Source organism: Aurantiacibacter gangjinensis, assembly GCF_001886695.1.
Taxonomy (GTDB): Bacteria; Pseudomonadota; Alphaproteobacteria; order Sphingomonadales; family Sphingomonadaceae; genus Alteraurantiacibacter; species Alteraurantiacibacter gangjinensis.
In genome coordinates this window covers 1,354,772-1,380,364 of the sequence record NZ_CP018097.1, presented here as the reverse complement: position 1 = coordinate 1,380,364, position 25,593 = coordinate 1,354,772, and the positions used below count along the sequence as shown (strand labels likewise).

General features: G+C 64.7%; 22 protein-coding genes. 17 read left to right on the top strand and 5 right to left on the bottom strand.

The window, feature by feature from the left end:
• Positions 1-63 precede the first annotated feature (63 nt).
• On the top strand, positions 64-1,464 hold the full coding sequence (locus BMF35_RS06670) for a hypothetical protein (RefSeq protein WP_156172173.1): 1,401 nt from the start codon (positions 64-66) through the stop codon (positions 1,462-1,464).
• An 18-nt stretch (positions 1,465-1,482) separates the two neighbouring features.
• Here BMF35_RS06670 and BMF35_RS06665 read toward each other — a convergent pair whose 3' ends face one another.
• The gene (locus BMF35_RS06665) at positions 1,483-2,037 is read right to left on the bottom strand and encodes a hypothetical protein (protein ID WP_052766107.1); all 555 of its coding nucleotides are present in this window, start codon (positions 2,035-2,037) and stop codon (positions 1,483-1,485) included.
• Between the two features lie 53 nt (positions 2,038-2,090).
• On the opposite strand from BMF35_RS06665, the gene BMF35_RS06660 reads away from it, so the two are divergent.
• Positions 2,091-2,756, top strand: coding sequence for a hypothetical protein (locus BMF35_RS06660; protein ID WP_047007414.1), 666 nt, complete (start codon positions 2,091-2,093; stop codon positions 2,754-2,756).
• Here the strand turns inward: BMF35_RS06660 and BMF35_RS06655 are convergent.
• The gene (locus BMF35_RS06655; RefSeq protein ID WP_047007413.1) at positions 2,731-4,803 is read right to left on the bottom strand and encodes a protein-disulfide reductase DsbD family protein; all 2,073 of its coding nucleotides are present in this window, start codon (positions 4,801-4,803) and stop codon (positions 2,731-2,733) included. The two genes, BMF35_RS06660 and BMF35_RS06655, sit on opposite strands and share 26 nt — an antisense overlap.
• A 28-nt stretch (positions 4,804-4,831) precedes the next feature.
• On the opposite strand from BMF35_RS06655, the gene BMF35_RS06650 reads away from it, so the two are divergent.
• Positions 4,832-6,046 (top strand): FAD-dependent monooxygenase, encoded by a 1,215-nt coding sequence (locus BMF35_RS06650; RefSeq protein WP_156172172.1) that lies wholly within the window; start codon positions 4,832-4,834, stop codon positions 6,044-6,046.
• 82 nt (positions 6,047-6,128) lie between these two features.
• Here BMF35_RS06650 and BMF35_RS06645 read toward each other — a convergent pair whose 3' ends face one another.
• The 3 genes from BMF35_RS06645 to hemC form a co-directional block, all read right to left on the bottom strand.
• Complete coding sequence (locus BMF35_RS06645; protein WP_047007411.1) at positions 6,129-7,091, bottom strand: hypothetical protein; 963 nt, start codon at positions 7,089-7,091, stop codon at positions 6,129-6,131.
• A 71-nt stretch (positions 7,092-7,162) separates the two neighbouring features.
• Complete coding sequence (locus BMF35_RS06640; RefSeq protein ID WP_047007410.1) at positions 7,163-7,834, bottom strand: uroporphyrinogen-III synthase; 672 nt, start codon at positions 7,832-7,834, stop codon at positions 7,163-7,165.
• Positions 7,831-8,760 carry a hydroxymethylbilane synthase gene (gene hemC, locus BMF35_RS06635; RefSeq protein ID WP_047007409.1) on the bottom strand — a complete coding sequence of 310 codons (930 nt, stop codon included), beginning with the start codon at positions 8,758-8,760 and terminating at the stop codon, positions 7,831-7,833. The genes BMF35_RS06640 and hemC overlap by 4 nt, the downstream gene beginning before the upstream one ends.
• Positions 8,761-8,804: 44 nt before the next feature.
• On the opposite strand from hemC, the gene tsaD reads away from it, so the two are divergent.
• The 14 genes from tsaD (at position 8,805) to BMF35_RS06565 (ending at position 25,588) form a co-directional block, all read left to right on the top strand.
• On the top strand, positions 8,805-9,842 hold the full coding sequence (gene tsaD, locus BMF35_RS06630) for a tRNA (adenosine(37)-N6)-threonylcarbamoyltransferase complex transferase subunit TsaD (protein ID WP_047007706.1): 1,038 nt from the start codon (positions 8,805-8,807) through the stop codon (positions 9,840-9,842).
• Complete coding sequence (locus BMF35_RS06625) at positions 9,839-10,834, top strand: NAD(P)H-dependent glycerol-3-phosphate dehydrogenase (protein WP_047007408.1); 996 nt, start codon at positions 9,839-9,841, stop codon at positions 10,832-10,834. The genes tsaD and BMF35_RS06625 overlap by 4 nt, the downstream gene beginning before the upstream one ends.
• A gap of 41 nt (positions 10,835-10,875) precedes the next feature.
• Positions 10,876-12,348, top strand: a complete 1,473-nt coding sequence (locus tag BMF35_RS06620) for a lipopolysaccharide biosynthesis protein (RefSeq protein ID WP_047007705.1) — start codon at positions 10,876-10,878, stop codon at positions 12,346-12,348.
• A gap of 141 nt (positions 12,349-12,489) precedes the next feature.
• On the top strand, positions 12,490-14,112 hold the full coding sequence (locus tag BMF35_RS06615) for a vWA domain-containing protein (RefSeq protein WP_156172171.1): 1,623 nt from the start codon (positions 12,490-12,492) through the stop codon (positions 14,110-14,112).
• 128 nt (positions 14,113-14,240) lie between these two features.
• Entirely contained in the window at positions 14,241-16,076 is a 1,836-nt protein-coding gene (locus BMF35_RS06610) for a vWA domain-containing protein (RefSeq protein WP_071961184.1), read from the top strand.
• Positions 16,077-16,099: 23 nt separating this feature from the next.
• Positions 16,100-16,840: an OmpA family protein gene (locus BMF35_RS06605; RefSeq protein WP_082115735.1), complete on the top strand. Its 741-nt coding sequence runs from the start codon at positions 16,100-16,102 to the stop codon at positions 16,838-16,840.
• A gap of 184 nt (positions 16,841-17,024) precedes the next feature.
• Entirely contained in the window at positions 17,025-17,702 is a 678-nt protein-coding gene (locus tag BMF35_RS06600; protein ID WP_047007405.1) for a hypothetical protein, read from the top strand.
• Between the two features lie 71 nt (positions 17,703-17,773).
• Positions 17,774-18,154 (top strand): response regulator, encoded by a 381-nt coding sequence (locus BMF35_RS06595; protein ID WP_047007404.1) that lies wholly within the window; start codon positions 17,774-17,776, stop codon positions 18,152-18,154.
• 95 nt (positions 18,155-18,249) lie between these two features.
• On the top strand, positions 18,250-19,434 hold the full coding sequence (locus BMF35_RS06590) for an acyl-CoA dehydrogenase (RefSeq protein WP_047007403.1): 1,185 nt from the start codon (positions 18,250-18,252) through the stop codon (positions 19,432-19,434).
• Between the two features lie 167 nt (positions 19,435-19,601).
• Positions 19,602-20,804, top strand: coding sequence for an OmpA family protein (locus BMF35_RS06585; protein WP_047007402.1), 1,203 nt, complete (start codon positions 19,602-19,604; stop codon positions 20,802-20,804).
• Between the two features lie 117 nt (positions 20,805-20,921).
• Entirely contained in the window at positions 20,922-21,797 is an 876-nt protein-coding gene (locus tag BMF35_RS06580; protein ID WP_047007401.1) for an alpha/beta hydrolase, read from the top strand.
• Entirely contained in the window at positions 21,794-22,588 is a 795-nt protein-coding gene (locus BMF35_RS06575; RefSeq protein ID WP_236781487.1) for a heme-dependent oxidative N-demethylase family protein, read from the top strand. The genes BMF35_RS06580 and BMF35_RS06575 overlap by 4 nt, the downstream gene beginning before the upstream one ends.
• A gap of 253 nt (positions 22,589-22,841) precedes the next feature.
• Positions 22,842-24,302 (top strand): efflux transporter outer membrane subunit, encoded by a 1,461-nt coding sequence (locus BMF35_RS06570; protein WP_052766103.1) that lies wholly within the window; start codon positions 22,842-22,844, stop codon positions 24,300-24,302.
• Entirely contained in the window at positions 24,302-25,588 is a 1,287-nt protein-coding gene (locus tag BMF35_RS06565) for an efflux RND transporter periplasmic adaptor subunit (RefSeq protein WP_047007400.1), read from the top strand. Before BMF35_RS06570 ends, BMF35_RS06565 begins: the two co-directional genes overlap by 1 nt.
• Positions 25,589-25,593 lie beyond the last annotated feature (5 nt).

Sequence of the window (25,593 nt, the reverse complement as noted above, 5' to 3'; positions counted from 1 at the left end):
AGGCTGGCACGCGGGACCATGCCGAGTCGCTCGGCATGGCGGGGTCAGTGCGAGGGCGCTTCGATGTCCAGATTGTCTATCGCCGCAGCCTGCGTGGCTGCTTGCACGATTGTTACAGGATGTGGTGGGGAAGATCCTCCGGACCCGCCTCCACCCGAGCTCAACCGGGCCCCGCAAATCACCTCGCCAGCCAATCTCGATCTGGAAGAAGGCAATGCCTTCGGTCTGGAAATTTCCGCGACGGATGCGGACGGCGACGCGCTGACGTTTTCCATCGTGGGCGGTGCCGATGCCGACGCATTCGAATTTTTCAGGAACACGCTCCTGACGCGTGGCAATCTCGATTTCGAGCTCCCGCTCGATGCCGATGGCAATAATATCTTCGAAGTCGTCATCGAGGTGAGCGATGGCGAGGCTACCGCGCAGCGCGCCTTGCGCATCACGGTCGTTAACAGCCGCGAAGGGTTCGAATTGCGACGGATCAGGAGCGGGCTGGGCACTGTCGCCGCTGCCTCAACAGTCGACCGCAATCGTATCTGGGTGGTGGGCACGGACGGATCGTTCTGGGAAGAGGCAATCGATGTCCGCGATACCAGCGCCGAACTCGGACGGATACCCGGCTTCGGTGGGGCGATAGACAGCCAAATCCTGTCGGTCGGTTCGATAACCGATCTTTCCGGACAGCTTAACGCGCTTGTCCTTTCCCGGCACGGCGCGGAAGTCCGGCTGACCGAATATCTTCGAGCGCAGATTGCCAGCGGGATGCCAGGAACCGTGCGCTGGTCGGTGACCTTCGCCGATGCAAGCAGCGTCTCGGCAAGCCTGTTTGCCGAAGGCGGCCAGATGATGCTGGCGCTTGGCGACAATGGAACCCCGGCGACGGCGCAGGATATCGCGACACCGTTTGGCGGCCTGTTTCGCATCAGCGGCAGCGCCAATACGGGCCTGACCTTCAACCGCGTGGGCAACGGGCTGCGCGATCCGCGGCTGGGATACATGACCGATGACGGCATCCGCATCATCGATCGCGGTCTGTTGCAGGACGAGATCAACGAACGTCCCTCCGGCAACAACTTCGAGTGGCCCTTGCGCGATGGCGAGCGCGATGGACCGGTCACCTCGGTCCCCTCGACACCGGGCAATTTTGCTTCCCCCACCTTCGTCTGGCCGGCGGATGAGAGCGGCACCTTCGTCGATTTCGTCGAGAATGCCCGCTACTGTACGCTCGATGGACTTTCCATGGTCGTCGGCACCAGCGATGGCCGCTTTTTCTCCGGCAGCACCCTGATAGGCCGATTTGAAGAACGCACGCAGGATTTCATCCCTGATGCCGGTACGATCGATGAGGTGATCGCGGTCGAGCTTTATGACGACATCTACTGGGAACTGACGCGGGTCGCGGTGGTCGATCGTGATGGCGAAATCTTCATCCTCGACCAGACAATTCCCTGCGACAAGTTCTGACGCACAGACCCGCGAGGCCTAGCGCACCGGTTCCACCTCGCGATATTGTTCGAGCACCGCCAGCATTGCGTCGAAATTGCCATCCGAGCGGTTCAATTCGATATTGATGTCGCCGTAATCTCCCGATGTCTTGTTCATCTGCGCCACCTTTCGCGCCAGCGGCTTGATCGGAAAGCTGCCTGCATCGCTGATGAAAACGGCAAGCACGCGGTAGGTCATCATCTTGCGGATGGCGAGGCGCTCTACCCGGTTCCATGGCAGCGTTTCCTTCAGCGCGGGCGGACAGCTGATGCCTTCCGGCGTGATTTCCACTTCGGTGCTTTTCCGCACCGAAAGCGGGATGGCAACCAGGCCGGCGGCCACGGCGAACCAGCCCATGTAAGGCAGCACCTCGACCAGCATCGCACCGGTGCGGGCGCGGCGGGCCGAGCGACCGGAAAGCTGGTCGGGATCGGACAGCAGGAAGGACAGGTCGACCAGCGCCACAACGAGGCCGAAAGCAATGAGAAATGCGATGATCGCCAGCATACGGACAGGCGATCGGCGGGCGGTGTAAGTGGCGTTGGTTGTCATGGCAGTTCCCCCATTCCAGGCGAATGTGATCGCCCGGAAACAGCCGCCGCGCCATGACATGGGTATGGGAGAGGATTGCGGACAAACGCGCCCCGCGCCTTGAGCGATGCGGCACGGCGTTGCAGGTGCGGATCATGCGCCGCGCCCCCCTTCTTCTCCTGCCTCTACTGGCCGCTTGCGGGCAGGCGGCAGAGGCGCCGGTCGCCGAAACGCAGCGCGTGTCGCTGGACGAAAGCGCCGAGCGCGAAGCGATGGCCGAGGACTCTCCCGACACGAGCGAGGCGGGATGGACCGTGGAGGAAGACGGGCAGGCGATCAGCTTCGGCAACGGCGAAGCGGAACCGTTCCTGACACTCGATTGCCAGCTCGATACAGCCGAGCCGGAATTGCGCATCATCCGCCATGCGACCGCGTTGCCGGGGCAGGAAGCGCTGTTTCCGATCATCGGCAACGGCATCAATGCCCGCTTCCTCGCCGATGCGACATTCGCGGAGGATCGCTGGCAATGGGAAGCGCGCCTTCTGGCCAGCGATGCACGGCTCGACGTGTTCGGCGGCACGCGCGACCTGATTGCCACGCTGCCGGGGCGCGGAACGCTGGAGATTGCGGGCGACAGGCTGCCCGGCGAATTCGTGGAATGGTGCCGTGCGGGCGGCACGCCGCCCGAACTGGCGGAAAGCGAAGCGACAGAGGTCAGTCTGGCGGCGAAGCATGAGTAATGTCAGGTGGATCGGGCTGCGCCATAGCACGATTGACCAGCATGTCCGACGTAAGGATTTGCGGGAGCTGCTCCATGGACCCGTCTGCTGCATACCATAGATAAAGCGGCACGCCTGCCATCTCGCGCTCTGCCAGGAAGCGGGAGATTTCCGGATCGCGGCGCGTCCAATCCCCGCGCATGGTTGCGACGCCTTTTTCCCTAAACGCCCTGAGGACAACTTCGCGCTCTATGGCAACGCGTTCGTTCACCTTGCACGTCAGACACCAATCCGCCGTGAACCACACGAATATCGGGGTTCCGTGCGTTCTGATGCGTTGCAGTCTCGTCTCGTCGAAAGACGAAAAAGAATGAATCGAGGTTTCCGCCGCATCGTCAGCTTTCGGCGGTTCGTAGTTATAAAGAGCGAATGGTATGGTCACAAGTGCCAGCACCACGCCCTGTAGCATGGCTAGCTTGTGGCGCATCAGCAAACCGCCGAAAAACAGCGCCGTAAAACCAGCGAGGAATACCGTCGCAACGGCGAATGGCGTTCCGCCCAACTGCGATAGCAGCCAGACAAGCGCCAGAGCCGTGAGCCCCATGGGCACGGCCATCACCTTGCGGAATGTCTCCATCCACGGCCCCGGCTTTGGTAGCAGTCGCCGTAATGCGGGAACGAAGCCGAGCAGCAGGAACGGCAGGGCAAGGCCAAGCCCTAGCGTGGCGAACAGCAGCAGCGCCAGCCACCAGTCCAGCAACAGCGCCGCACCCAGCGCCGCCGCCATGAACGGTCCGGTGCACGGCGTCGCGACTACCGCGGCCAGCAGGCCGGTGGCAAACGCGCCGCCCTCCCCACGCGAGCGGATCGGCAGCGAGGGTATCTCGTACAGCCCTGCAAGGTTCGCGGTGATCCACATGGCGAGCGCCAGCAGTCCTGCCACCACCAGCGGCTGTTGCAGCTGGAACGCCCAGCCCACCTGCTCCCCGCCCGCTCGCAGTGCCAGCAAAAGCCCGCCCAGCGCGAGGCAGGCGATGACGACACCAGCGGTGTAAGCCAGACCCTCGCACCGGGCCTGCCGCCCGTCCCCACCCGCCCGCGCAAGCGTCAGCGCTTTCAGGCTGAGGATCGGGAAAACGCAGGGCATGAGGTTCAGGATCAACCCGCCCAGCAGCGCGCCGCCAAGCAACAGGACTAGCGGCGTGTCGAGCGCAGGGTTGCCGATCCGCGCGCCGCCGGTCGGAACGTCTCCCGGCAATGCAGTGAAACGCACACCGTTGCCCTCGTCGTCGAAGGCGAGGATGCCGGAAATGGCATCCGGCGTCGGGCGCAATCCGCCCCGGTCGATCTCTACCACCAGCATGTCGCCATCGCGATAGAAACGCTGCGGCGCGCTGTAATCGACCGTGTCCAGCGTTCCGAGGAAGAGGTGCGGCTGCGGCAGCTCGGTGGCTTGCGGCAGCGGAATAGCCACGCGCAGCGCAGTATCGGACAACGCGAAGTCGCCTTCTTGATCGATCATCGGCGGAATGGCGGCGCGATACTCGTCGAACTGCGCGCGCAAAGCTTCACCAGCTGTCGGATAGCGCACCTCCAGCCTCGCCTGCTCCGGCACGCACAACTCGTCCGAACAGGCCAGCCAGCGCGCACTTACGGTCGCTGGCAAGAGTGTCGGCGGAACGTCCGCTCGACCCACTTCGACCGGGATCAGGACGGCGTAATCGTCCTTGTAGGCGTGGTTGGCGATGCCGAAAAAGGTCAGCACATGCGGCACAGGATATTGCGGTTCGCCCACGCTCCAATGCGGCGGAACGTCCCAGTCCAGCTCCATGCCCAGCCCCGCCTCGCCGGGGTTCGACCAGTATCCGTGCCAGCCGTCACGCGGAGAAAAGCGCAGCGCCAGCCACATCGTTTCGCCTTGCACCGGGCGGCTGTCGGCAATCAGGCTCGCATCGATATAATTGTCCTGCTGCGCCACCTGCGCCGCGGAAGGCGTGGCCGCAGCCAGGCAGAGCATGGCGAACAGCGTGGCCAGATACCGGAAAAGGTTCAGGGAGCTTGCCTGCATGGTGGGAAGCCATCTAGTGCTGCGGGCTATGGCGAACAAGCGTGAACTCCTGATCCTCGGCGGCGGTCTCGTCGGCATGACACTGGCGCTGGCGGCGGCGCGCAAGGGCATTTCGAGCCATGTGGTCGACCGGGCCGATCCGGCAGACCTTCTGGCGGAAGGTTTCGATGGCCGCGCCACGGCGGTTTCCACCGCCAGCTGGAACCTGTTCAAGAATATCGGCCTCGCCGAAGGGCTGGAAAAGCACGGCTGCCGTATCGAGAGCATCGCCGTGACCGATGCGATGCGCCCCGGCCGCATCGATTTCACGCCCGAAGAGCATGAAGGCACGCTGGGCCGCATGTTCGCCAATCGGCAGCTGCGCCTCGCCTTGTTCGAGGCCGCAAAGAACGAGCCGCTGATCGACTGGCACCCCAAGGCCGAACTGACCTCTCGCGAAATCGGCGAGCATGGCGTGAGCGCGACGTTGGCCGACGGCACGGTGCTTGAAGCCAGCCTGCTGGTCGGCGCGGAAGGGCGCGGATCGCCCACGCGCGACGATGCCGGTATCTCGATTGCCAAATGGGATTACAGCCACCGCGCGATCATAGCCGGGCTGATCCATGAAAAACCGCATGACGGCGTGGCGTGGGAAATCTTCTACCCCGCCGGTCCGTTCGCCCTGCTGCCGCTGCTGGATGACGAGCAGGGCCGCCATCGCTCGGCGCTGGTCTGGACCGTGTCCGAGGATGATGCGGTCGGCGTGCTGATGCTGCCGGACCGCGCTTTCCAGGCCGAGGTCGAGAAAGCGATGCACGGCATCTATGGCGCGGTCGAGGTCGAGGGGGCGCGCTCATCCTATCCGCTCGGCTTTCATCACACCGCCAAGATCACCGCCCCGCGCACCGTGCTGGTGGGCGATGCAGCGCATGGCATTCACCCCATCGCCGGACAGGGCCTCAATCTCGGCCTGCGCGATGTGGGCGCGCTGGTCGAAGTGCTGAGCGACGGGATGAAGATCGGGCTGGAGCCGGGCGACGCGCAATTGCTGGCGCGCTATGAAAACTGGCGTGGGCTCGATGCGTTCAGCGTGGCGCTGGCCACCGACGGGCTCACCCGCCTGTTCGGCATTCCCGGCAAGGCGGCGAGCGCCATTCGTCGCATCGGCATGGCCGGCGTGCAGCGTGCGCCCGCGCTCAAACGCTGGTTCATGGATGAAGCCCGCGGCATGAGCGGCGACCTGCCCGAATTGCTGAAGGGCTGAAAATTGCTCGAGTCCCAGCGCAGGCTGGGACCTCTGGCGGCTTCTCACAAGGTCCCAGCCTTCGCTGGGTCTCCAGTAGACCCTAATTCACCCTGTCGCCACCTGCCTGCGCAGGGCTGAGCTGTTCGACCCGGCCGCCGCCGCCATCGCGCAAGCCGCGCGGATCGAGCACGGCGGCGGTTTCCAGCGTTTCCAGCGCGCGCTGGGCGGCAGCGAAACGCTCGGCATCGCGGATCCATTCCTCGGCTTCTCCGGCATTGGGCAATTGGCGGATTTCGGACACAGCCGCTTCGATCCGCCCGGTTTCGAGGAACAGTCGCGCGCGTTCCAGCCGCCGCTCCGCTACCGGCGACGGCGTATCCTCGCGCCGCACTACGAAGAGCGAAGACATCTCGCGGCCCAGACGCGTAAACACGCTCTCGCCCGAGGGGGCATCGTCCAGCATCGGCGCCAGCCCTTCCAGCCGGGCCACGAGGCGGTCCAGCGTGACGGGATCCTGTGCTGCATCGATGATGGTCTGCACCGCATTGGGCCGCGCATCGCCGAAGCGCAGGCGCAGCTGGTCGGCGAGATAGCCAAGCGGCGCGCCGCGTTCGATCGCGCGGCGGCTGGCGAAAGCAATCAGCAGACCCTCGGCGCGCGCGGCATTGCCCGCTGCCGCCTGCGACTGGATATCGAGGCGCGTCAGGCGTTGTTCCATCGCGGCGACGCGGCTATCGATGCCGCCCGCCTGCTCCACCGCCTGTTCGACGCGCTGGACGGTTTGCAAGGTTTCTTCCGCGACAGCGGCGGACTGCGACGCGCTTGGCGTGGGTGTCGGCGCGGCGATGGCGTCCGTTTCGCGGTCGTCCTCCGCCATGGCGCCGGACGCGGCTTCATCGCTGCGAACGCTGAACAGATTGCCGAGCCCCCCACCGCCGCGCGTCAGATAAAGCGTCAGCGACATGCCCAGCACGAAAGCCAGCGCCACGCCCAGGAGAACAGGGCGCAGCGCCACCGTGCGCGCGCGCATCTCGGGTGGGCGATAATCGTAACTTGTATTCATACAATCCCTTGGCGACCCGTGGCGGGCTCAGCCTGCCTGTTCGCTGGCCCAAACCTATCAGGTAAGCCAGCTTAATGACACATGTCGCGCGCCAATTCCAACAGCGCGGTGTCATTGGGCTGCAGGGCGCTTTGCAGGGCGCGCCAGCCCGCGCCTGCGTCGGCAGCGACACGCGGCCCGATGCAGGCCAGGCCAATCGCCGCGCGGTCGATGCCGACGCGATCCACCTCGGCCGCGAAATGCCGCGCGGCCGCCGCGCTATGGAGCAGGACCATTGGCGACGCTGCGCGCAGCCCCACCTGCGCGCTGCCGGTGATCGGCAGGGCGCGCACTTCGTAAAGCTCGCGCGTGTCCATGCTTGAACCTTCGGGCAGTGTCAGCGGAACGCGCTCTTTGCCGGCAAGACGCAGGAAGCGCGTCGGGCTGTCGTTGGCGTCGAGCACCGCCTGCAAGCCTCCCTCGCCCGTCTGCGTGACGGTGAAGCCAGCGTCTCGCGCCGCTTGCGCCGTCGCTTCACCCACGGCGTGAACCGGAAGGGAGGCCAGCTTCTCCAGCTGCGGCCCGCCATAGCGGATGGCGTTGGCGCTCCCGACCAGCAGCGCGTCGTAATCGCCGCGGTCTGGCACGCTCCAGGGCAGCGGGAAGACTTCGAATAGCGGCAGGCCGACAGCGGGCAGGCCCATGTCGCGCGCGGATTGCAGCGTCGATTGCAGGCCGGGTTCGGGGCGGATGACGAAGATCATGCCGGCCCGTCGAACACGGCGCGCACCGCGTCAGGCGCATCGGCCAGCAGCTTTCTCGCTAGCACGGCGGCGCCTTCCAGTTCGTCGACCGGGAAATTGCCGTCTGCCTCCACCCGCTCCTTACCGTCGGGGCTGAAAATCGCTGCGCGCATGGCAAGCAGCCCGTGCGAATAGTCGCACAGTACCGCGATAGGGGAATGGCAATTGCCGCCCAGCGCGGCCAGCAGCGCCCGTTCAGCCATCACTTCGCCGCGGCTCGGCGGATGATCGAGGACCGAAAGCAGTTCGCGCGTGGCAGCATCATCGGTGCGGCATTCCACGGCGATCGCGCCCTGCGCCGGGGCGGGAAGCCAGTCTTGCGGATCGAGCGCAATGCCGACGCTATCCTGCCCCAGCCGTTCCAGCCCCGCAGCGGCGAGGAAAGTCGCATCCGCTTCGCCCGCTTCCAGCTTGGCGAGCCGCGTCGCGACATTGCCGCGGAAAGTCACCACCTTGCAATCGGGCCGGCGATGCAGCGCCTGCGCCGCGCGGCGCGGGGCGCTGGTGCCGATCACCGCGCCTTCGGGCAGGTCCGCTAGGCTGGCCGCGCCAATCAGGCGATCCCGCTTGTCTGCGCGCGGCAGGATGGCGGCCAGCGTCAGCGCTTCGGGCCGGATCGTCTCCACATCCTTCAGCGAATGGACGCTGGCATGAATGCGACCCTCGCCCAGCCACCGGTCCAGCTCCTTGGTCCACAGCGCCTTGCCGCCGATCTCTGCAAGCGGGCGATCCTGCACCTTGTCGCCGCTCGCCACCACCGGCACCAGCTCGACCGCGTTGCTGTCCCACCCGTGCGCCTTGCACAGCCTTGCGCGCGCTTCTTCCGCCTGCGCGAGGGCGAGCGGGGAGCGGCGGGTTCCGAGCTTCAGGAGAGGGCCGTTCGACATGCGTGCGCTTGCCCTAGACACGGCATCGTCTAATGGGAAGCGGCATGACACTGGTTCTGGGCATAGAAAGCAGCTGCGACGAAACCGCCGCCGCGCTGGTAACGGGCGACCGGGTGATCGTGTCCCAAGCCATCGCCAGCCAGGAAGCAGAACATGCTCCCTATGGCGGCGTGGTCCCCGAAATCGCCGCCCGCGCCCATGCTGAGCGGCTCGCCCCGCTCATCGAGCGGGTGCTGGCAGAGGGCAAGGCTACGCTGAAGGATTGCGATGCCATTGCCGCGACGGCCGGACCGGGCCTGATCGGCGGCGTGATGGTCGGCCTCGTCACCGCCAAGGCGCTGGCCATGGCGAGCGACACGCCGCTGATGGCGATCAACCACTTGGAAGGCCACGCGCTCAGCCCTCGGCTAGCGGATGCTTCGCTGCAATTTCCCTACGCGCTGCTGCTGGTGAGCGGCGGGCATTGCCAGATCCTGCGCGTGGAAGGGCCGGGCAGATACCAGCGCCTCGCCACCACGATCGACGATGCGCTGGGCGAGGCGTTCGACAAGACCGCCAAGATTCTCGGCCTAGGCTATCCCGGCGGCCCTGCGGTGGAGCGGCTTGCGAAAGAAGGCGATCCGGACGCCGTGCCCCTGCCCCGCCCGCTCGTCGGCAGCGGGGAGCCGCATTTCTCCTTTGCCGGACTGAAAAGCGCCGTGTTGCGAGCGAAGGAGGCCGACACTCACAGGGATGCCGACATCGCTGCCAGTTTCCAACGAGCCGCGTTGGACTGCATTCTCGACCGCACACAAATCGCGCTGGCAAATATGCCCCCTGTCACTGCGCTGGTGGTAGCAGGCGGCGTCGCTGCCAACCGCACCATTCGCGCGGGGTTGGAAGGACTGGCAAGCGACCAAGATCTCGCCTTCACCGCGCCGCCTTTGCCGCTGTGCACGGATAATGCCGCGATGATCGCGTGGGCGGGCATCGAGCGCATGCAGGCCGGCTTCCCCGCCGATCCGCTCGATCTGAAAGCGCGGCCGCGCTGGCCGCTCGATCCCGATGCGGCGCCCGCCAGAGGCGCAGGAGTGAAAGCATGAGTGAGGCGAAAATCGGCGTCGTCGGAGCGGGCGCATGGGGCACGGCGCTGGCGCAAATGCTGGCGAGCGACGGGCGCGATGTGCTGCTCTGGGCGCTGGAAGACGGGCTGGCGGAGACGATCAACACACAGCATCGCAACGATCTCTATTTGCCGTCCGCCAAGCTGCACACTTCTATCCAAGCGACGCAGAGCCTGTCGGATATGCAGGCCTGCAAGGCTTTGCTGATGGTGACGCCCGCCCAGCATATGGGCAGTGTGCTCGGCCAGATGGAGAGCCTGCCGCACGACCTCGTGCTCTGCTCGAAGGGAATCGAGGCGAGCACGGGCCGCATGATGCATCAGGTCGCGCATGAAGCCGCGCCCGGTGCCGAGATCGCCGTGCTTTCCGGCCCGACCTTTGCGCATGAAGTCGCGGACGGCCTGCCCGCTGCCGTCACGCTCGCTTGCGGTGGCGGTGAAGCGCAATGGCAGCGGCTGTCGCCCGCCATCGCCCGGCCCGCTTTCCGGCCCTATTACTCGGACGATGAGGCAGGCGCGGAGATCGGCGGCGCGGTGAAGAACGTGCTCGCCATCGCCTGCGGCGTGGTGGATGGGCTCGGCCTCGGCCAGAATGCGCGCAACGCACTTATCACGCGCGGCTTTGCCGAGATGCTGCGCTTCGGTGTGGCGCTGGGCGGCAAGGCCGAAACGCTGAACGGGCTATGCGGGTTAGGCGACCTAGTGCTTACATGCTCCTCGACCTCCAGTCGCAATTTCTCGCTCGGCAAGGCGCTGGGCGAAGGCATGAGCGCCGCAGAAGCGCTGGCCGATAAGCGCACAGTCGCAGAAGGCGCGCACACCGCACCGGTCCTGAAAACCATCGCCGACGAGCATGGCGTTTCCGTGCCGATTACCGATGCCGTCAACGCGCTGCTCGGCGGTGAAAGCGCGCGCGATGTCGTGCAGGGTCTGCTCGCCCGCCCGCTCAAGGCAGAGGGTCACGCCGCTTGACCAAAGCGGGCGAAGCCGAAGGGGACGCGCCCGACGCAGATATGGCCGCCATCGCCAAGGGCGGTCGGACCAATGTCTTCGGTTTCGTCTTGCGGCTGGTCGCGCGCATGCCGTTCCTGTTTATTGCCGGGCGGCTCTACGGCCTCGACGCGGTGGGCCGCTATGCGTCCGCGCTGATCGTGGTGGAGCTGATCGCACTGCTCTGCTCGCTGGGCGAAAAGCGCGGTCTGGCGCAGCGGCTGACCGAAGGCGAAGGGCCAAAGGTCAATCTGGTGTTCGACGGGCTGCTGGCTGCGCTCATCCTGTCGCTGGTGGCGGCGGGCCTGTTGTGGCTGTTCCCTGCCCCGATGTTCCCCAACGGGATGAACAGCGAGTGGGACCTGCTGCTGATCGTCGCCATTCCCGGCTTCGCGCTCACAGAAATCCTGCTGGCCGCCCAGGCCTATCGCTACGACATCGCCACCACCGTGCGCGCCCGCGCCATCGTGGAGCCGTGGACGATTTCCATCATGGTGGGCGTCTTCTACCTTATCCCGCAGACGCGCGATTATGGGCTGACACTGGCTTTCATCACCTCGATCTATGCGGCCTTGCTGACGGCGGCGTGGTCGTTCTTCCGCACCTATGGCCTGCCCACGGCATGGCGCCCGCACCCGGTATATATGGCCAAGATGACATGGCGCGCCCTACCGCTGGTGGGGGCCGACGGAATCGAGTGGAGCACGCGGCGTGTCGACATCTTCATCCTCGGCTTCTTCGCCTCGCCCGCGGCGGTCGCCTTTTATTACATGGCGCAGCAAATTGCCTCGCTGCCGCAAAAGCTGAAGACCAGCTTCGAGCCGATCCTCGGCCCGGTCATCACGAAGAACCTGAAGGAAAAGAATTACGGCGCCATCGCGCAGGCCGTGCGGCAAGTGGGCTTCTGGATCATCGCCGTGCAATTGGGGATCGCGCTGGCGCTGGGCATTCCGGGCGAGGCGTTCATGGGCCTGATCGGCCCGGAATATGTGGCCGGCACGGGCGCGCTTGCCTTCCTGCTTGCGGCAGAAGTGGTCGCGTCCATGGCCGTCGTGTCGGAAAGCGTGCTCGTGTATATCGCGCGCAAGCGGAACCTTGCCATATCGGTCGGCATCATCGCGCTGCAGGCGGGGCTCACCATCGGCATCGTGATGTGGGCGGAACATCTTGCGCTCAGCGAACAGTACAAGGCGGCAGGCGCTGCGATGGCGCTGATGCTGGCGCTGGGCGTGTCGAGCCTCATCAAGGCGCTGGTGCTCAAACGCATGCTGAATGCGCCGGTGGGCAATCTGCGCGGCGCGCTCTTCTGGGCGGCGGGCGCTGCGGTGCTGGTGGGGCAGGTCGCCATCTGGCTGCCCGAATGGCTGGAACTGGCGCTGGGCGTACCCACGATTGTGGCCGTCTATGGCTGGGTCGTATGGACTCGCGGCTTCGGGCCGGAAGACCGCATTCTCTTCAGCAAGAAACCTGAAAAGCCAGCGCCGCATTCGGCGTAGAATGAGGCAAGTTCCGTCCAAATAAGGCAATGAAGGCAGAATGTGCCTTATTTTCGCCACAATTCATCTGCCGTTCACCTGATCGCGCGTCTTTTCTCCTGTGCCGGAACGCCTTTCCGGCAGAAAAAGGGGAGATGACAGATGCGATACTCCAAGAATACCACCCGCCTGATGGGCAGCGTTTGCGCGGCCACGATGCTTGCCGCTCTCTCGGCTTGCGCCAGTGAAGAAGGCACGTCGGGCGCAGCGGTGGAATATGCCAGCGAGGATATGGAGGCAGGCGCCGATTACGTTCTGGCCGAAGAGGCAGTGACCGATCTCAGCATCGCGCCATATGAGCCTGCCCTGCTGCCCCAGTTCGAAAATCGCGAACGCTACGATGGCGAGGAAGTCTCGCCCGTGCGCCTCGTGGCCGCAGAGCCGGTCAGCACCTTTTCGGTCGATGTCGATACCGGTGCCTATGCCAATGTTCGCCGGATGCTGAATGAAGGCACTCTGCCACCGCAGGCCGCAGTGCGGACCGAGGAAATGATCAACTATTTCCGTTACGATTATCCCGCGCCCGAAAGCCGCTCCCAGCCCTTCTCCGTCACCACCGACATGGCAATCACCCCGTGGAATCCCGATACGCGCCTGCTGCGCATTGGCCTTCGCGGATACGACCTGCCGCGCGCGGAGCGTCCGCCTGCCAACCTTGTCTTCCTGATGGATGTGTCGGGCAGCATGGACGATCCGGACAAGCTGCCGCTGGTGAAGACCGCGCTGGGTCAGCTTGCAGGCGAACTGGGCGCGCGGGACCGCGTTTCCATCGTCGTCTATGCAGGCGCGGCGGGCGTCGTGCTGGAGCCGACCAATAGCGAGCGGGCCATCCGCCGCGCGCTGCGCTCGCTTTCTGCTGGCGGTTCCACGGCGGGCGGTGAAGGCATCCAGCTTGCCTACGACATGGCGCGCGAGCATTTCATAGAGGGCGGCGTGAACCGCGTCATCCTGGCGACCGACGGCGATTTCAATGTCGGCATTTCCGACCGCGATGCGCTGGTCGACATGGTGGAACGCGAGCGCGACAGCGGTATCACGCTCACCACGCTGGGCTTCGGCACCGGCAATTACAATGAAGCGCTGATGGAACAGATCGCCGATCACGGTAACGGCAATTACGCTTATATCGACAGCGCGATGGAAGCGCGCAAAGTGCTCTCCGACGAGATGCAGTCCACCCTCTTCACCATCGCGCAGGACGTGAAAATCCAGGTGGAATTCAATCCTGACCACATCAGCCAGTATCGCTTGATCGGTTACGAGAACCGCGCGCTGCGGGAGGAGGATTTCGCCAACGATAGCGTGGATGCAGGCGATATCGGAGCAGGTCACCAGGTGTCGGCGCTGTATGAAGTCGTCCCGGCGGGCGAGCAAGGCTGGCTGCAACCGCGCCGATACGACGCCAACAATGCGCCAGCCCGTGCGAGCGGAACAGGCAATGAAGCGGCCTTCGTCCAGCTGCGCTACAAGCTGCCGGGGCAGGACCGCTCGCGCCTGATCCAGCGGCCTGTTTCGACTCGCATGCTTGCGCAGGCACGCCCGGCGCGTGGCGATATGGCGTTCGCTGCCTCGGTCGCGGCCTATGGCCAGCTGCTGCGCGGCGATACGCTGCTGCGCGACTTCGATTATGACGATGCGGCCGAGCTCGCAGGTCGCCAGCGCGGCTATTGGCGCGAGGAATTCCTCCAGCTCGTCGCCATGGCGGAAGGTATGCAGCGACGCTGACTTTCGGCGCGCCCGGCATCGCCAACAGGCGAGCCGGGCGCTGCCATATCGCTGTTATTCATTGCCATTCAGAAAGCGTTCACGGCTGGAAGGCGAGCCTTCGCATTGCTGAAGTTTGGGGGACTGACATGCGCAATACAGCCAATTTCTTCGCCACGCTGGCCCTGGTGGCCAGTTGCACGACCTCGTCGATTTCGACCAGCACGCCCGTGCTGGCGAACGCCGTTCCGCAACGCGTGACGATGCCGCCCGTACCGCCACTGCCCGAAGGCTGCGAATTTCCCGGTCCGCAATACGCCGACTTTGAGAACGGCGAAATAATGGTGACCGGCTCGCGTATAAATGGGGGTGTGCAGTCCTCCCCCTCGGCGGTAACCACCATATCGAGTGAAAACAGGGTCCTCGCACCTCCTCCACCCCCTCCGCCTCCCCCGGCGCCCAGCATGGCAGCGCCGCCTCCGCCCGTCGCTCCCGCGCCGGCAGAGCAGGATGGCGAACGGATGTCGCCGCCCGTTCCCCAAGCAGGCCGCTATCATCACATCCCGGCCGTCCATGTGCCGGTGCAGCCCAGCCACGAGCAGTATCTGGGCGAGGATATCTCGCCCGTCCGCATGGCCTTGCAGGAGCCTGTCTCCACCTTCTCCGTCGATGTGGACACCGGCGCCTATGCTAATGCGCGCCGTTTTCTCAGCATGGGGCAGATGCCGCCTGCCGATGCCGTGCGCACGGAAGAGATGATCAACTATTTTCGCTACGATTACCCCGCACCCACCGATCGCAGCGTGCCCTTTACCGTCAGTACCGATATGGCTGTAACACCGTGGAACGCGGACACCCGCCTGCTCCGCGTAGGCCTGCGCGGTTACGATCTCGATGCCGCCGAGCGCCCGGCGGCCAACCTCGTCTTCCTGCTGGACGTGTCGGGCAGCATGCGCAGCCCCGACAAGCTGCCGCTGGTGCAGACCGCGATGCGCATGCTGGCGAGCGAACTGTCCGAAGACGACCGGGTATCCATCGTGGTTTACGCAGGCGCAGCGGGCGTCGTGCTGGAGCCGACCAATGACGAATGCGATATCCGCATCGCCATCGACACGCTGCGCGCGGGCGGATCGACCGCTGGCGGCGCTGGCATCCAGCTGGCCTACAATGTCGCGCGTGGCAGCTTTATCGAAGGCGGCATCAATCGTGTGATCCTGGCGACCGATGGCGATTTCAATGTCGGCGTGTCGGATCGCAATGCGCTGGTCGACCTGATCGAGGAACAGCGCGATAGCGGCGTGACGCTGACGACGCTGGGCTTTGGCACGGGAAATCTCAACGAAGCCATGATGGAGCAGATCGCCAATCACGGGAACGGCAATTACGCCTATATCGACAGCGCGATGGAAGCGCGCAAAGTCCTCTCCGAAGAGATGGAATCGACGCTGTTCACCATCGCCCACGATGTGAAGATACAGGTCGAGTTCAATCCGGCGCTCGTCAGCCAGTATCGCCTGATCGGATACGAGAACCGCGCTCTGCGCGAAGAGGATTTCGACAATGATGCGGTCGATGCCGGTGAAATAGGCGCAGGCCATCAGGTCACCGCCCTTTACGAGATCGTGCCTGTGGGCGGCGAAGGCTGGATCCGGCCGCGCCGCTATGAAACGCCGCCCGACGTGCCGCAGAACCGCACCGAGGAAATGGCCTTCCTGCAATTGCGCTACAAATTGCCGGGCGAAGGGAATTCCCGCCTGATCCAGCGCCCGCTGCCCTCAGCCATGCTGGCCGAAGCCGGCACGGCGCGCGGGGATCTGGCCTTTGTCGCCTCTGTCGCTGCCTATGGCCAGCTGATGCGCGGCGACAGCCTGCTGAACGGCTTCGACTATGACGATGCCGTTGCCTTGGCGGGCGATCAGGATGGCTATTGGCGCGAGGAATTCCTGCAACTTGCCGGACTTGCGGATTCTCTCGACGCGCGGTGATCGATGCCGCTAAGGCGGCGGCGATGACCCTGCTTCGCAAACCGCAATTCGCCCTGACCATGGGCCTGCTGGCCTGCCTTGCGCTTGCCTATGTTATCGGCGGGGCAAGTGCGCCGGGCTTGGCGGACCGGCTGGCGGCGCAGGCGCCCGCCGTTATTGCCGAGGCAGGCGGCGGCGAGCAGGTGCGCGCGCGCTTCGTATCTCCCAATGGCTGGCCCAGCCGCCACCCCGTGCTGAGCGGGGCGGAAGCGCTGGACGAACGCACGCGGGCGCGCATCGCCCGCGCCGTCGCCGATATTCCGGGGGTCGGCGGCATTCGCTGGTCCGATGGCGACATGATGGCGGAGGACTATGTCAGCCCGCTCCATTGCCAGGAGGATGTGCAGGGCTTGCTGCGCGCCCGCACGATCCGCTTCGAGGAAGGCTCATCGCGCATCGATCCTTCCAGCCGGCCGCTGATCGACGAGGTGGCTACTGCGCTCAGGCCCTGCCTCGGGGCGCGGATCCGCATTACCGGTCACACCGATTCCTCGGGTGCGGAAGCCACCAATATCGCCTTGTCCGCCGAGCGTGCCGAAGCCGTGCGCGATGCGCTCATCCGGCGCGGTATCCCGGCAAACGGCATCCGTGCATTGGGTGAGGGGTCTGCACGTCCCGTGGCGGGCCTCGATGTGTCCGACCCCGCCAATCGCCGTATCGAATTCGAGGTCATCTCCACCCAGCCGCTGGTCCCCACGCCCGTCGACACGCCCGCGCCGCGTTAATTCCGGCCCGCATCCTTGCCTTGCCGCATCTTTTGAACGAAAGACGCCGCGCGACATTGAACGAAGGTAACTATGCCGATCTGGATGGAAGTGCTGGTTGTGATGCTGCTCGCCTACGGGGTCGGCATCGGCATCGGCTGGGCCGTCTGGGGACGCTCGCGATAGACTCTTCGAGAGGATGACAATGGACCAATTGCTGCAGGAAAACTGGATACTGGTGGTCGCCGCGCTGCTGATCGGCATCGTGGTGGCGTATTGGATCTTCGTCGCCTCTCGCCGGACGAAAGTAGAAGCGGACGAAACGGCCACGGATGATGCGGGCACGGCACGTCGCAACCAGGCATTGATCGATGCACCGCCCGCTGCACGCAAGGATGATCTCGAGCGCCCCTCCGCACCCACTGCAGGGGCCGATCCCGCTTTCACGCACGATCACCAGCAGGAAAAGATCGCCGACACCGCCACCGCGCCGGGTGAGCTTTCGGCATCAGCCAACACCGCGCAAGTCGCCGCCTCGCCCTTGGGCACCGATGCCGAGACCGGCGACGGCGTACCCATGCGCGAGGCGATGAAGGCAACGCAGGATGTCCCCGCCCCGCCCCCACCTGCATCGCCAGCCACGGGTGACGATCTCGGTCGCATTAAGGGCGTCGGCCCCAAGCTGGTTGCAATTCTGCGCGAGCAGGGCGTCAACAGCTTCTCGCAAATCGCCGAATGGGACGACGCCGATATTGACCGCGTCGATGCCAAGCTCGGTCGTTTCCAAGGCCGCATCCGCCGCGATAACTGGGTGGAACAGGCCCGGCTGCTTTCGGCCGATGACATCACTGCCTACGAAGCGAAATTCGGTCGGACTTCCTGACCGGGAACTCTCCCCCGCCGCGCGCGTATTCGTTTATTACGAGCGAATGACAAGCAAGTGGGGGTTACCCGATGGCCAGCCAAGCAATATCCAACCAGCCCCGGGTGCTGGTTGTAGAGGATGAATTCATTGTCGCCCTCGACCTGAGCGAAACCGTGCGTGACATGGGTTTTCGCGTGGAAGGCCCTTACGCCAACACCGATCACGCGCTGATCTCGGTCGATCAGGAACTGCCCGACTTTGCCATTCTCGACGTACAGACCGCCGATGGCGAGGTTTTCCCGCTGGCCGACGCACTGACCGATGCGGGCGTGCCGATCATCTTCCATTCCGGCCATGCGACGCCGAAGGAGCTGCGCGAACGCTATCCGGAAGCGATGGCGGCTTCCAAGCCGTGCCCGCCTTCCGACCTGATCGCGATGATAACCAAGGCGGAAGAAAGGGCGCATTGATCGCCTTTGGCCGAGCCAGGCGGCAAACTTTTCGTTAGCCGCTTGCCGCCTTTGAACGCCTCACCTAGGGGCGGTTTCAAAGGAGACTTTTCGCAATGGCCGACATCATGCCCTTCGACTGGGCTGACCCATTCAACATCGATGCGCAGCTGAGCGAAGACGAGCGGATGATCCGCGACGCCGCGCATGGCTTTGCGCAGGACACGTTGCAGCCGCGCGTCATCCAGGATTTCGCGACCGAGGCCGATGCGCGCGAGCTTTTCCCGCAGATGGGCGAAGCCGGCCTGCTGGGCGTGACCATCCCCGAAGAATTCGGCGGCGCGGGCGCAAGCTATGTCGCCTATGGCCTTGTCGCGCGAGAGATCGAGCGGGTCGATAGCGGCTACCGCTCCATGGCCAGCGTGCAGTCGAGCCTCGTCATGCATCCGATCAATGCCTACGGCTCGGATGAGCAGCGCGCGAAATACCTGCCCGGCCTTGCTTCCGGCGAGCTGATCGGTTGTTTCGGCCTGACTGAACCCGATGCAGGCTCCGATCCCGGCGGCATGCGCACAGTGGCGAAGAAGGATGGCGATGGCTATTCGCTGTCGGGCGCGAAAACGTGGATTTCCAATTCGCCCTTCGCCGATGTCTTCGTCGTCTGGGCGAAGTCCGAAGCGCATGATGGCAAGGTGCGCGGTTTCGTGCTGGAAAAAGGCATGAAGGGGCTCGAAGCACCGAAAATCGGCGGCAAGCTCTCCCTGCGCGCCAGCACCACCGGCATGATCCAGATGGACGAGGTGAAGCTGCCCGCCGATGCGCTGCTGCCGAAAGTCTCGGGCATGAAAGGCCCGTTCGGCTGCCTCAATCGCGCGCGTTACGGCATTAGCTGGGGCAGCATGGGCGCGGCGGAATTCTGCTACCACGCCGCTCGGCAATATGGCCTCGATCGCAAGCAGTTCGGCGTGCCGCTGGCATCGAAGCAGCTCTTCCAGCTGAAACTGGCCGACATGGTCACCGAGATCGCGCTGGGGCTGCAGGCATCGCTACGCGTCGGCAGGGTGCTGGACGAAGGTGCCTTCGCGCCCGAGATGATTTCCATCGTGAAGCGCAACAATGTCGGCAAGGCGCTGAACATAGCGCGTCTTGCCCGCGACATGCACGGCGGCAACGGAATTTCCGAGGAATATCAGGTGATGCGCCACATGGTGAACCTCGAAACCGTCAATACATATGAGGGCACGCACGATGTCCATGCGTTGATATTGGGCCGCGCCATCACCGGACTATCGGCTTTCTGAAACGTCTCGTCTGCCGCAATGCAGGAAACCGTTGGAGCGCCTGTGTTTTTTTGGCAACACCGTCGAGAGGTTTCAGGCTTCTGTTTCGATTTATGGAACATTAGTGTATTGGCTCCATTTGAGGAAGGAATGCGGGAGTGTCTCTCGCAGTCGAAATGAGGACGAACATGAAGAAACTATTGCTTAGTGCTTCCATGGCCGCGCTCGTCGTTCCTACCGCTGCCAGTGCCCAGGCTTATATCGGCCTGAGTGGTGGTGTGGTGACGAACGAAGATGCGGACAATGAGGGTGAATTTACCGCACAGATCGATCGCGTCGCGGCGCAGTTCCCGGATATTCCGGCCGGCACGCCCTACGCTTTCGAAACCAATGTGGACCTCGGTTGGACCGTGGGTGGCCAGATCGGCTACGCCTTCGACAACGGTTTCCGTCTTGAACTGGACGGCAGCTACCAGTCGATGGATATCGAACAGCACAAGAACCTGGAACTGGGTGCACCGGCTCTCGCCACGCGCAACCTGCTCCAGTTCCTGCCCGGCCAGGACACCACCCTGGGTGAGCAGTTCGCCGATGCACGCGGCGATGTCGAAACCTACGGCGTGTTCCTGAACGCCCTGTACGACTTCGACCTCGGCGCTATCGAGCCGTATCTCGGCGTCGGTGCCGGCGTGTTCGTGGTCGACCTCGACTACCTGCCCAGCGGCGTGCGCCTCGTAAATGACGGCGACACCACCTTTGCCTATCAGGGTATCGCCGGTGTTTCGGGCGTCCTTTCCGACGGTGTGGAGCTCTTCGCAGAGTACAAGTATCGTCGCATGTTTGACGAGCCGAACTTCGAAGTCCTGAACCTGCCGCTGACGCTGCAGACCGACTTCGCGCAGCACTCGGCTGTGCTGGGCCTGCGCTTCAGCCTGGGTCGTGATGAAGTAATCCTTCCTCCGCCCCCGCCGCCGCCGCCCCCGCCGCCGCCTCCTCCGCCCCCGCCGCCTCCGCCCCCGCCTCCCCCGCCGGAAGCAGTGTGTGAAAGCGGTCCGTACATCGTGTTCTTCGACTGGGATCAGTCGGACATCACGCCGGAAGCTGCTTCGGTGCTGAACAGCGCGATCACCGCTTACGGCGATTGCGGCACGGCTTCGATCATGCTGGCCGGTCACACCGATACCTCGGGTACGATGGCCTACAATGAAGGCCTCGCCATGCGCCGTAACGAATCGGTGTATGACTACCTGACCGCTCGCGGTATTCCGGGTGGCCGCATTTCCAGCGAAGCCTTCGGCGAAACGGACCTGCGCGTCCCGACTGCCGACGGTGTACGCGAACTGCAGAACCGCCGCGTGGAAGTCACCTACGGCCCCAATGCGGGCATGTAAGCGACTGCCGCGATGGCAAAACAAATCGGGCCGGAGCAGCAATGCTCCGGCCCTTTTTGTTTGCCCTGACGCCATGACCGGTTGCCATGCGTGGGGGCATGCCTAAAGCTTCCAGCGATGAAATACGTCCTCGCTACCGTCGGCGTTGCCACCCTCGCGCTCGGCATCTCCTACTGGATCTCTCCGCTCCATACGTTCAACACGCTGGTGCCCAAGGATGGCGGCAGTGCCAAAGTGGCTTCAGACATCGGCTATGGCGATCATCCGCGCCAGCAGCTCGACATCTACGCGCCGGAGACAGATGGCGATCTCTCCGGCGCGCCGGTCATCGTGTTCTTCTACGGCGGCAGCTGGAACAGCGGCACGCGCAGCGGCTATGATTTCGCAGGGCGGGCGCTGGCTGCGGAAGGCTTCGTCACCGTTGTGCCAGACTACAGGCTCGTGCCAGAAGTGCGCTATCCCGCCTTCCTCGAGGATGCCGCAGCCGCCATTCGCTGGGTGCGCCGGAACATTGCAGAACATGGCGGCGACCCTGACCGCATCGTGGTGGTGGGCCACTCGGCAGGCGCCTACAACGCCGCGATGATGGCGCTGGACGAGCGCTGGCTCGGCGAAGACCGCAGAGCTATTCGCGGGCTGGTTGGCCTTGCAGGTCCGTACGATTTCCTGCCGCTCGACACCGATTCCACCCGTGCCGCATTCGGCGAGTGGCCGGATCTTCCGGAAACGCAGCCCGTGAGCTGGGCCGATGGAGGCGATCCGCCTGCGCTCCTGCTGACGGGCGATCTCGACACGACGGTCAAGCCGCGCAATTCGCGTGCGCTCGCCGCGGCACTCGATGATGCAGGCGTGGCTGCTGAAATGCGGGCTTATGAAGGCGTCGACCACATCGACATCGTCGTCGCGCTGGCCCGCACCTTGCGCGGCCGTGCGCCCGTACTGGCCGACACGGTCGCCTTCGCCCGCCGTGTGACCGGAGAGCCGGCGCGTTGAGCGCGCGGCTGGGCTTCAGCGTCAATGCATTGCTGCCGCGCGCACGCACGGGCGGTGCGCTGAAGATGGGCCTCTACGCACTCCCCGAAGAAGAATGGCTGCAGGCCGATGCCGACCTCGCCATGCGGGCAGCGGCGTTCGATGCGCACCCAGACAGCGTACAGATGACCGATGCGACACGACCGGCTGGCGATGAACTCGCCACCATGATGGGCGTGGCCGGCGGGCTGGAAGGCGCTGCGCGCTCGGCGTGGGAGGACATGTGCCTGCTCGCTCCATCGGCGGGGCAGGATGTCTACCGCCTTATCGGCGCCGCCGTGGCATTTCCCACGGACTGGCATCCGGGGGACAAGATCGGACTGCCGCTCACCGCTTTGCATGCACCGATCCATGGATACGAGCAACAGCTCGCGAGCGGCGTCGACCACTTCATGGCGAAGCTGAAACCGGGCCGCATCTTCGGGCGCTGCAACTGGTTCGTCGCGCCTACGCCGGCCTTTCGTTGGATCGAGGCCGAGCCACCGGACCTCGCCTTTGCGCATGTCACACCCGAAAATGCGGGCGACACGCTCTTCATCCGCTGCGAGCGCCAGACGCTGCGCCGCCTGCCGGCGACGGGCGCTATTCTCTTCACCATCGGCGTGCATGTCTGCGCGCTGGGCGAGCTGACAGGCGACAACCTGCAGCGCATGGCGCACGCGGTTTCAACGATTCCCGCCGAGGAAGCGCGGCGGCGCGGCGCTGCGTATTTCGCGCCCCAACTGGCATCCTACGCAGAGCGGCACGGCTGAATTTCCGCGCCCGGTGTATCATTGAATTAATACACACTCGTCGGATCGTATAGGCCGTTCCTCGAATGCAGATTCCGCGCGGGCCGGCTCGCGTGCACAGAGACGCCATGGGAAAGGGGCTCCACGACATTGTTGCGCACAGCGCACAGAAGGCGCGGCATCCACGCCTTCGGCATGTCTCGCGCTTGGAACAGTCTGCCCCACGCGCTACACCGCAAAAAGGATCGAATTGGGTGACGGGACGGACCATCGCATGACACGGCTTGACGCCACTCGCGCGCTGCTTGGCGCGGCATCGCTGCTGGCGCTGGGCGCCTGCACCACGGCGCAAGTCGATGTCGCCCAACCGACGGTGGAAGTGCCTGCTGATTGGCAGGTCGTCGGACCGCCGCCCATCAGCGTCGATGTCACCGAATACTGGACCCTGCTGGACGACCCGCTTTTGACGCAATTCGTCGAGCAGGCGATCGAAGAGAATCGCGATCTGGCGACCAGCGCCGCGCGCTTGGACCAGGCACGGGCATCGCTGCGGCAGGCACGCGCCGGGTATTTGCCAAGCGTAACCGGCAGCGCAGGAGCCAATCGCGCGGTCGGCAGCGGCACGAGCGACGACTTTTTCTTCGACATTGGCGCCGACGCGCAGTGGGAGCTGGACCTCTTCGGCCAGATTTCCGGCAATGTACTGGCATCTGAAGCGGATCTCGCCGCACAGGGATTCTCTTTGGCAGACCTGCAGCGCCTGATTGTCGGGCAGGTAGCCATCGCCACGATCAATGCCCGCGCCACGGCAGAACAGCTCGCCATCGCCGAGGCGACGCTGGTGATCCAGGACGACAACCTGCAGATCGCCCGCTGGCGCAACGAGGCGGGGCTCGTCTCCAGCCTCGATGTGGAACAAGCCCGCACCCAGCGTGCGCAGACCGCGGCCACCATTCCGCAGCTGGAAAGCAGCCTTGTCGCCACTGCCAATTCCATTTCCACACTGATCGGAGAGCCGCCCGGCCGCGTGCTGGCTTTGCTGACCTTGCAGGCTGCGCCCGTGCCTGGCCCGCCCGAGCTCGACGGGTTCGAAGCGCCTGCCGAAGTGCTGCGCCGCCGCCCCGACGTGCGCGCGGCAGAAGCGAGCCTCGTATCCAGCACGGCACGCATCGGCGTGGCGCGGGCGCAATTGCTGCCGCTGGTCCGCCTCTCCGGCTCGATAGGCACCGGCCCGACGACAGCTGGAAACCTGTTCGACCTAGTGACGGGCGGCCTGTTCGCTGGCGTCAGCCAGCTGCTATTCGATGGCGGGCGCACCCGCGCGCAGGTCGATAGCGCCGAAGCTGGCGCGCGCGCTGCGCTTGCCCAGTGGGAGCAAACGATCCTCGGCGCGCTGGAAGACGTCGAGACGTCCGCAGTCGACCGCCAGACCGCTACCGAACGCGTCATCCTGACCGACGAAGTGCTGGATGCGGCCAACACCACCGCCCTCCTTGCGCGCAGCCAGTATGAGGCCGGCCTTACCGACTTCCAGACGCTGCTGGTGGCGGAGAACAACCTGCTCTCCGCGCGCAACCAGCTGGTATCGGCCGAGGCGGCGCGGGCCAATGCCTTCGTCCGCCTGACCCAAGCGCTGGGCGGTGGATGGACGGAACTCGATCTCGATATCCCGCAGGTCGTCGAAGCCGATTTCGACACCGATCCCGACGACGCTGCCACTGACAGGACCGAATGATGAGCGACACCCAAGCCACTGACGACATTGGCGAATATCTCGATTCCGGCAAAAAGCCGAAATGGTACAAGCGCAAGCGCGTGTGGATTGGCGTCGTGCTGCTGGTGTTGCTGGTGTTGGGAATCTCCACCTGCGGCGGCGGGGACGAACAGCCCAATTACATCACCGCCGATGTGGAAGAGCGTTCGCTCGATCTTACCGTCACCGCCACGGGCAGCTTGCGGCCCACCAACCAGGTGGAAGTCGGCTCCGAAGTGTCGGGCCGGATCGATCGCGTGCTCGTGGATGTGAACGACCAGGTCGCGCGCGGGCAGGTGCTGGCCATCATCAACACCGATGTGATTCAGGACCAGATCACGCAGGGCCGCGCTAACCTCAATGCCGCCCGCGCCCGCGTTGCCGAAGCGCAGGCGACCATGCAATTCGATACCGCGCAGCTGCAACGCTTGCGCAATGTCTATGAAGCGTCCGATGGCCGCGTACCCAGCCGTGCAGAACTGGAACAGGCCGAAGCCTCGCTCGCACGCAGTCAGGCGGCGGTCGCCAGCGCTCGCGCCAACGTCGCCAGCGCGCAGGCCAGCCTCTCCACCGCGCTTACAAGCCAGGATCGCGCTGTGATCCGCTCGCCCGTTTCAGGCGTCGTGCTCGCGCGTCAGGTGGAGCCGGGACAGACCGTGGTCGCCAGCTTCAACACGCCGACGCTGTTCGTGCTGGCCGAAAGCCTCGACCAGATGCAGCTGCGCGTCGACCTTGACGAGGCCGATGTCGGCCAGGTGGAAGTAGGGCAGGAAGCGACCTTCACCGTCGATGCTTATCCCGGCCGCCGTTTCCCCGCGACGGTGGAGCGGGTAGATCTGGCCAGCAACAATATCGCCCAAAACCAGCAGCAACAGCAGGGGCAGCAGGTCGTCAGCTACGAAGCGCGCCTGCTGGTGGGCAATGACGAGGGCCTGCTTCGCCCGGGCATGACGGCAACGGCGACCGTAGCCACAGCCAGCACCGGGGCCAGCCTGCTGGTGCCCAATGCCGCGCTGCGTTTCGATCCCGGCGAGGAAGACGAGAGCGGTGGGATCTTTGGCGACGGAAATTTCGGCCTCGAGCGCAATGAGGAAGCGAGCATCGGCATCGGCAGCCGCCAAAACGTCTATGTCGTCGAAGAGGATGGGTCCCTGCGAGCGATCGAGGTCATCACAGGACAGAGCGATGGTCGTTTTACGGTGGTTTCGTCCGAAGATTTGACAGCCGAAATGCAAGTTGTCACCGGCGAGCAGGCTGGGGGCCAGTAGGGCGT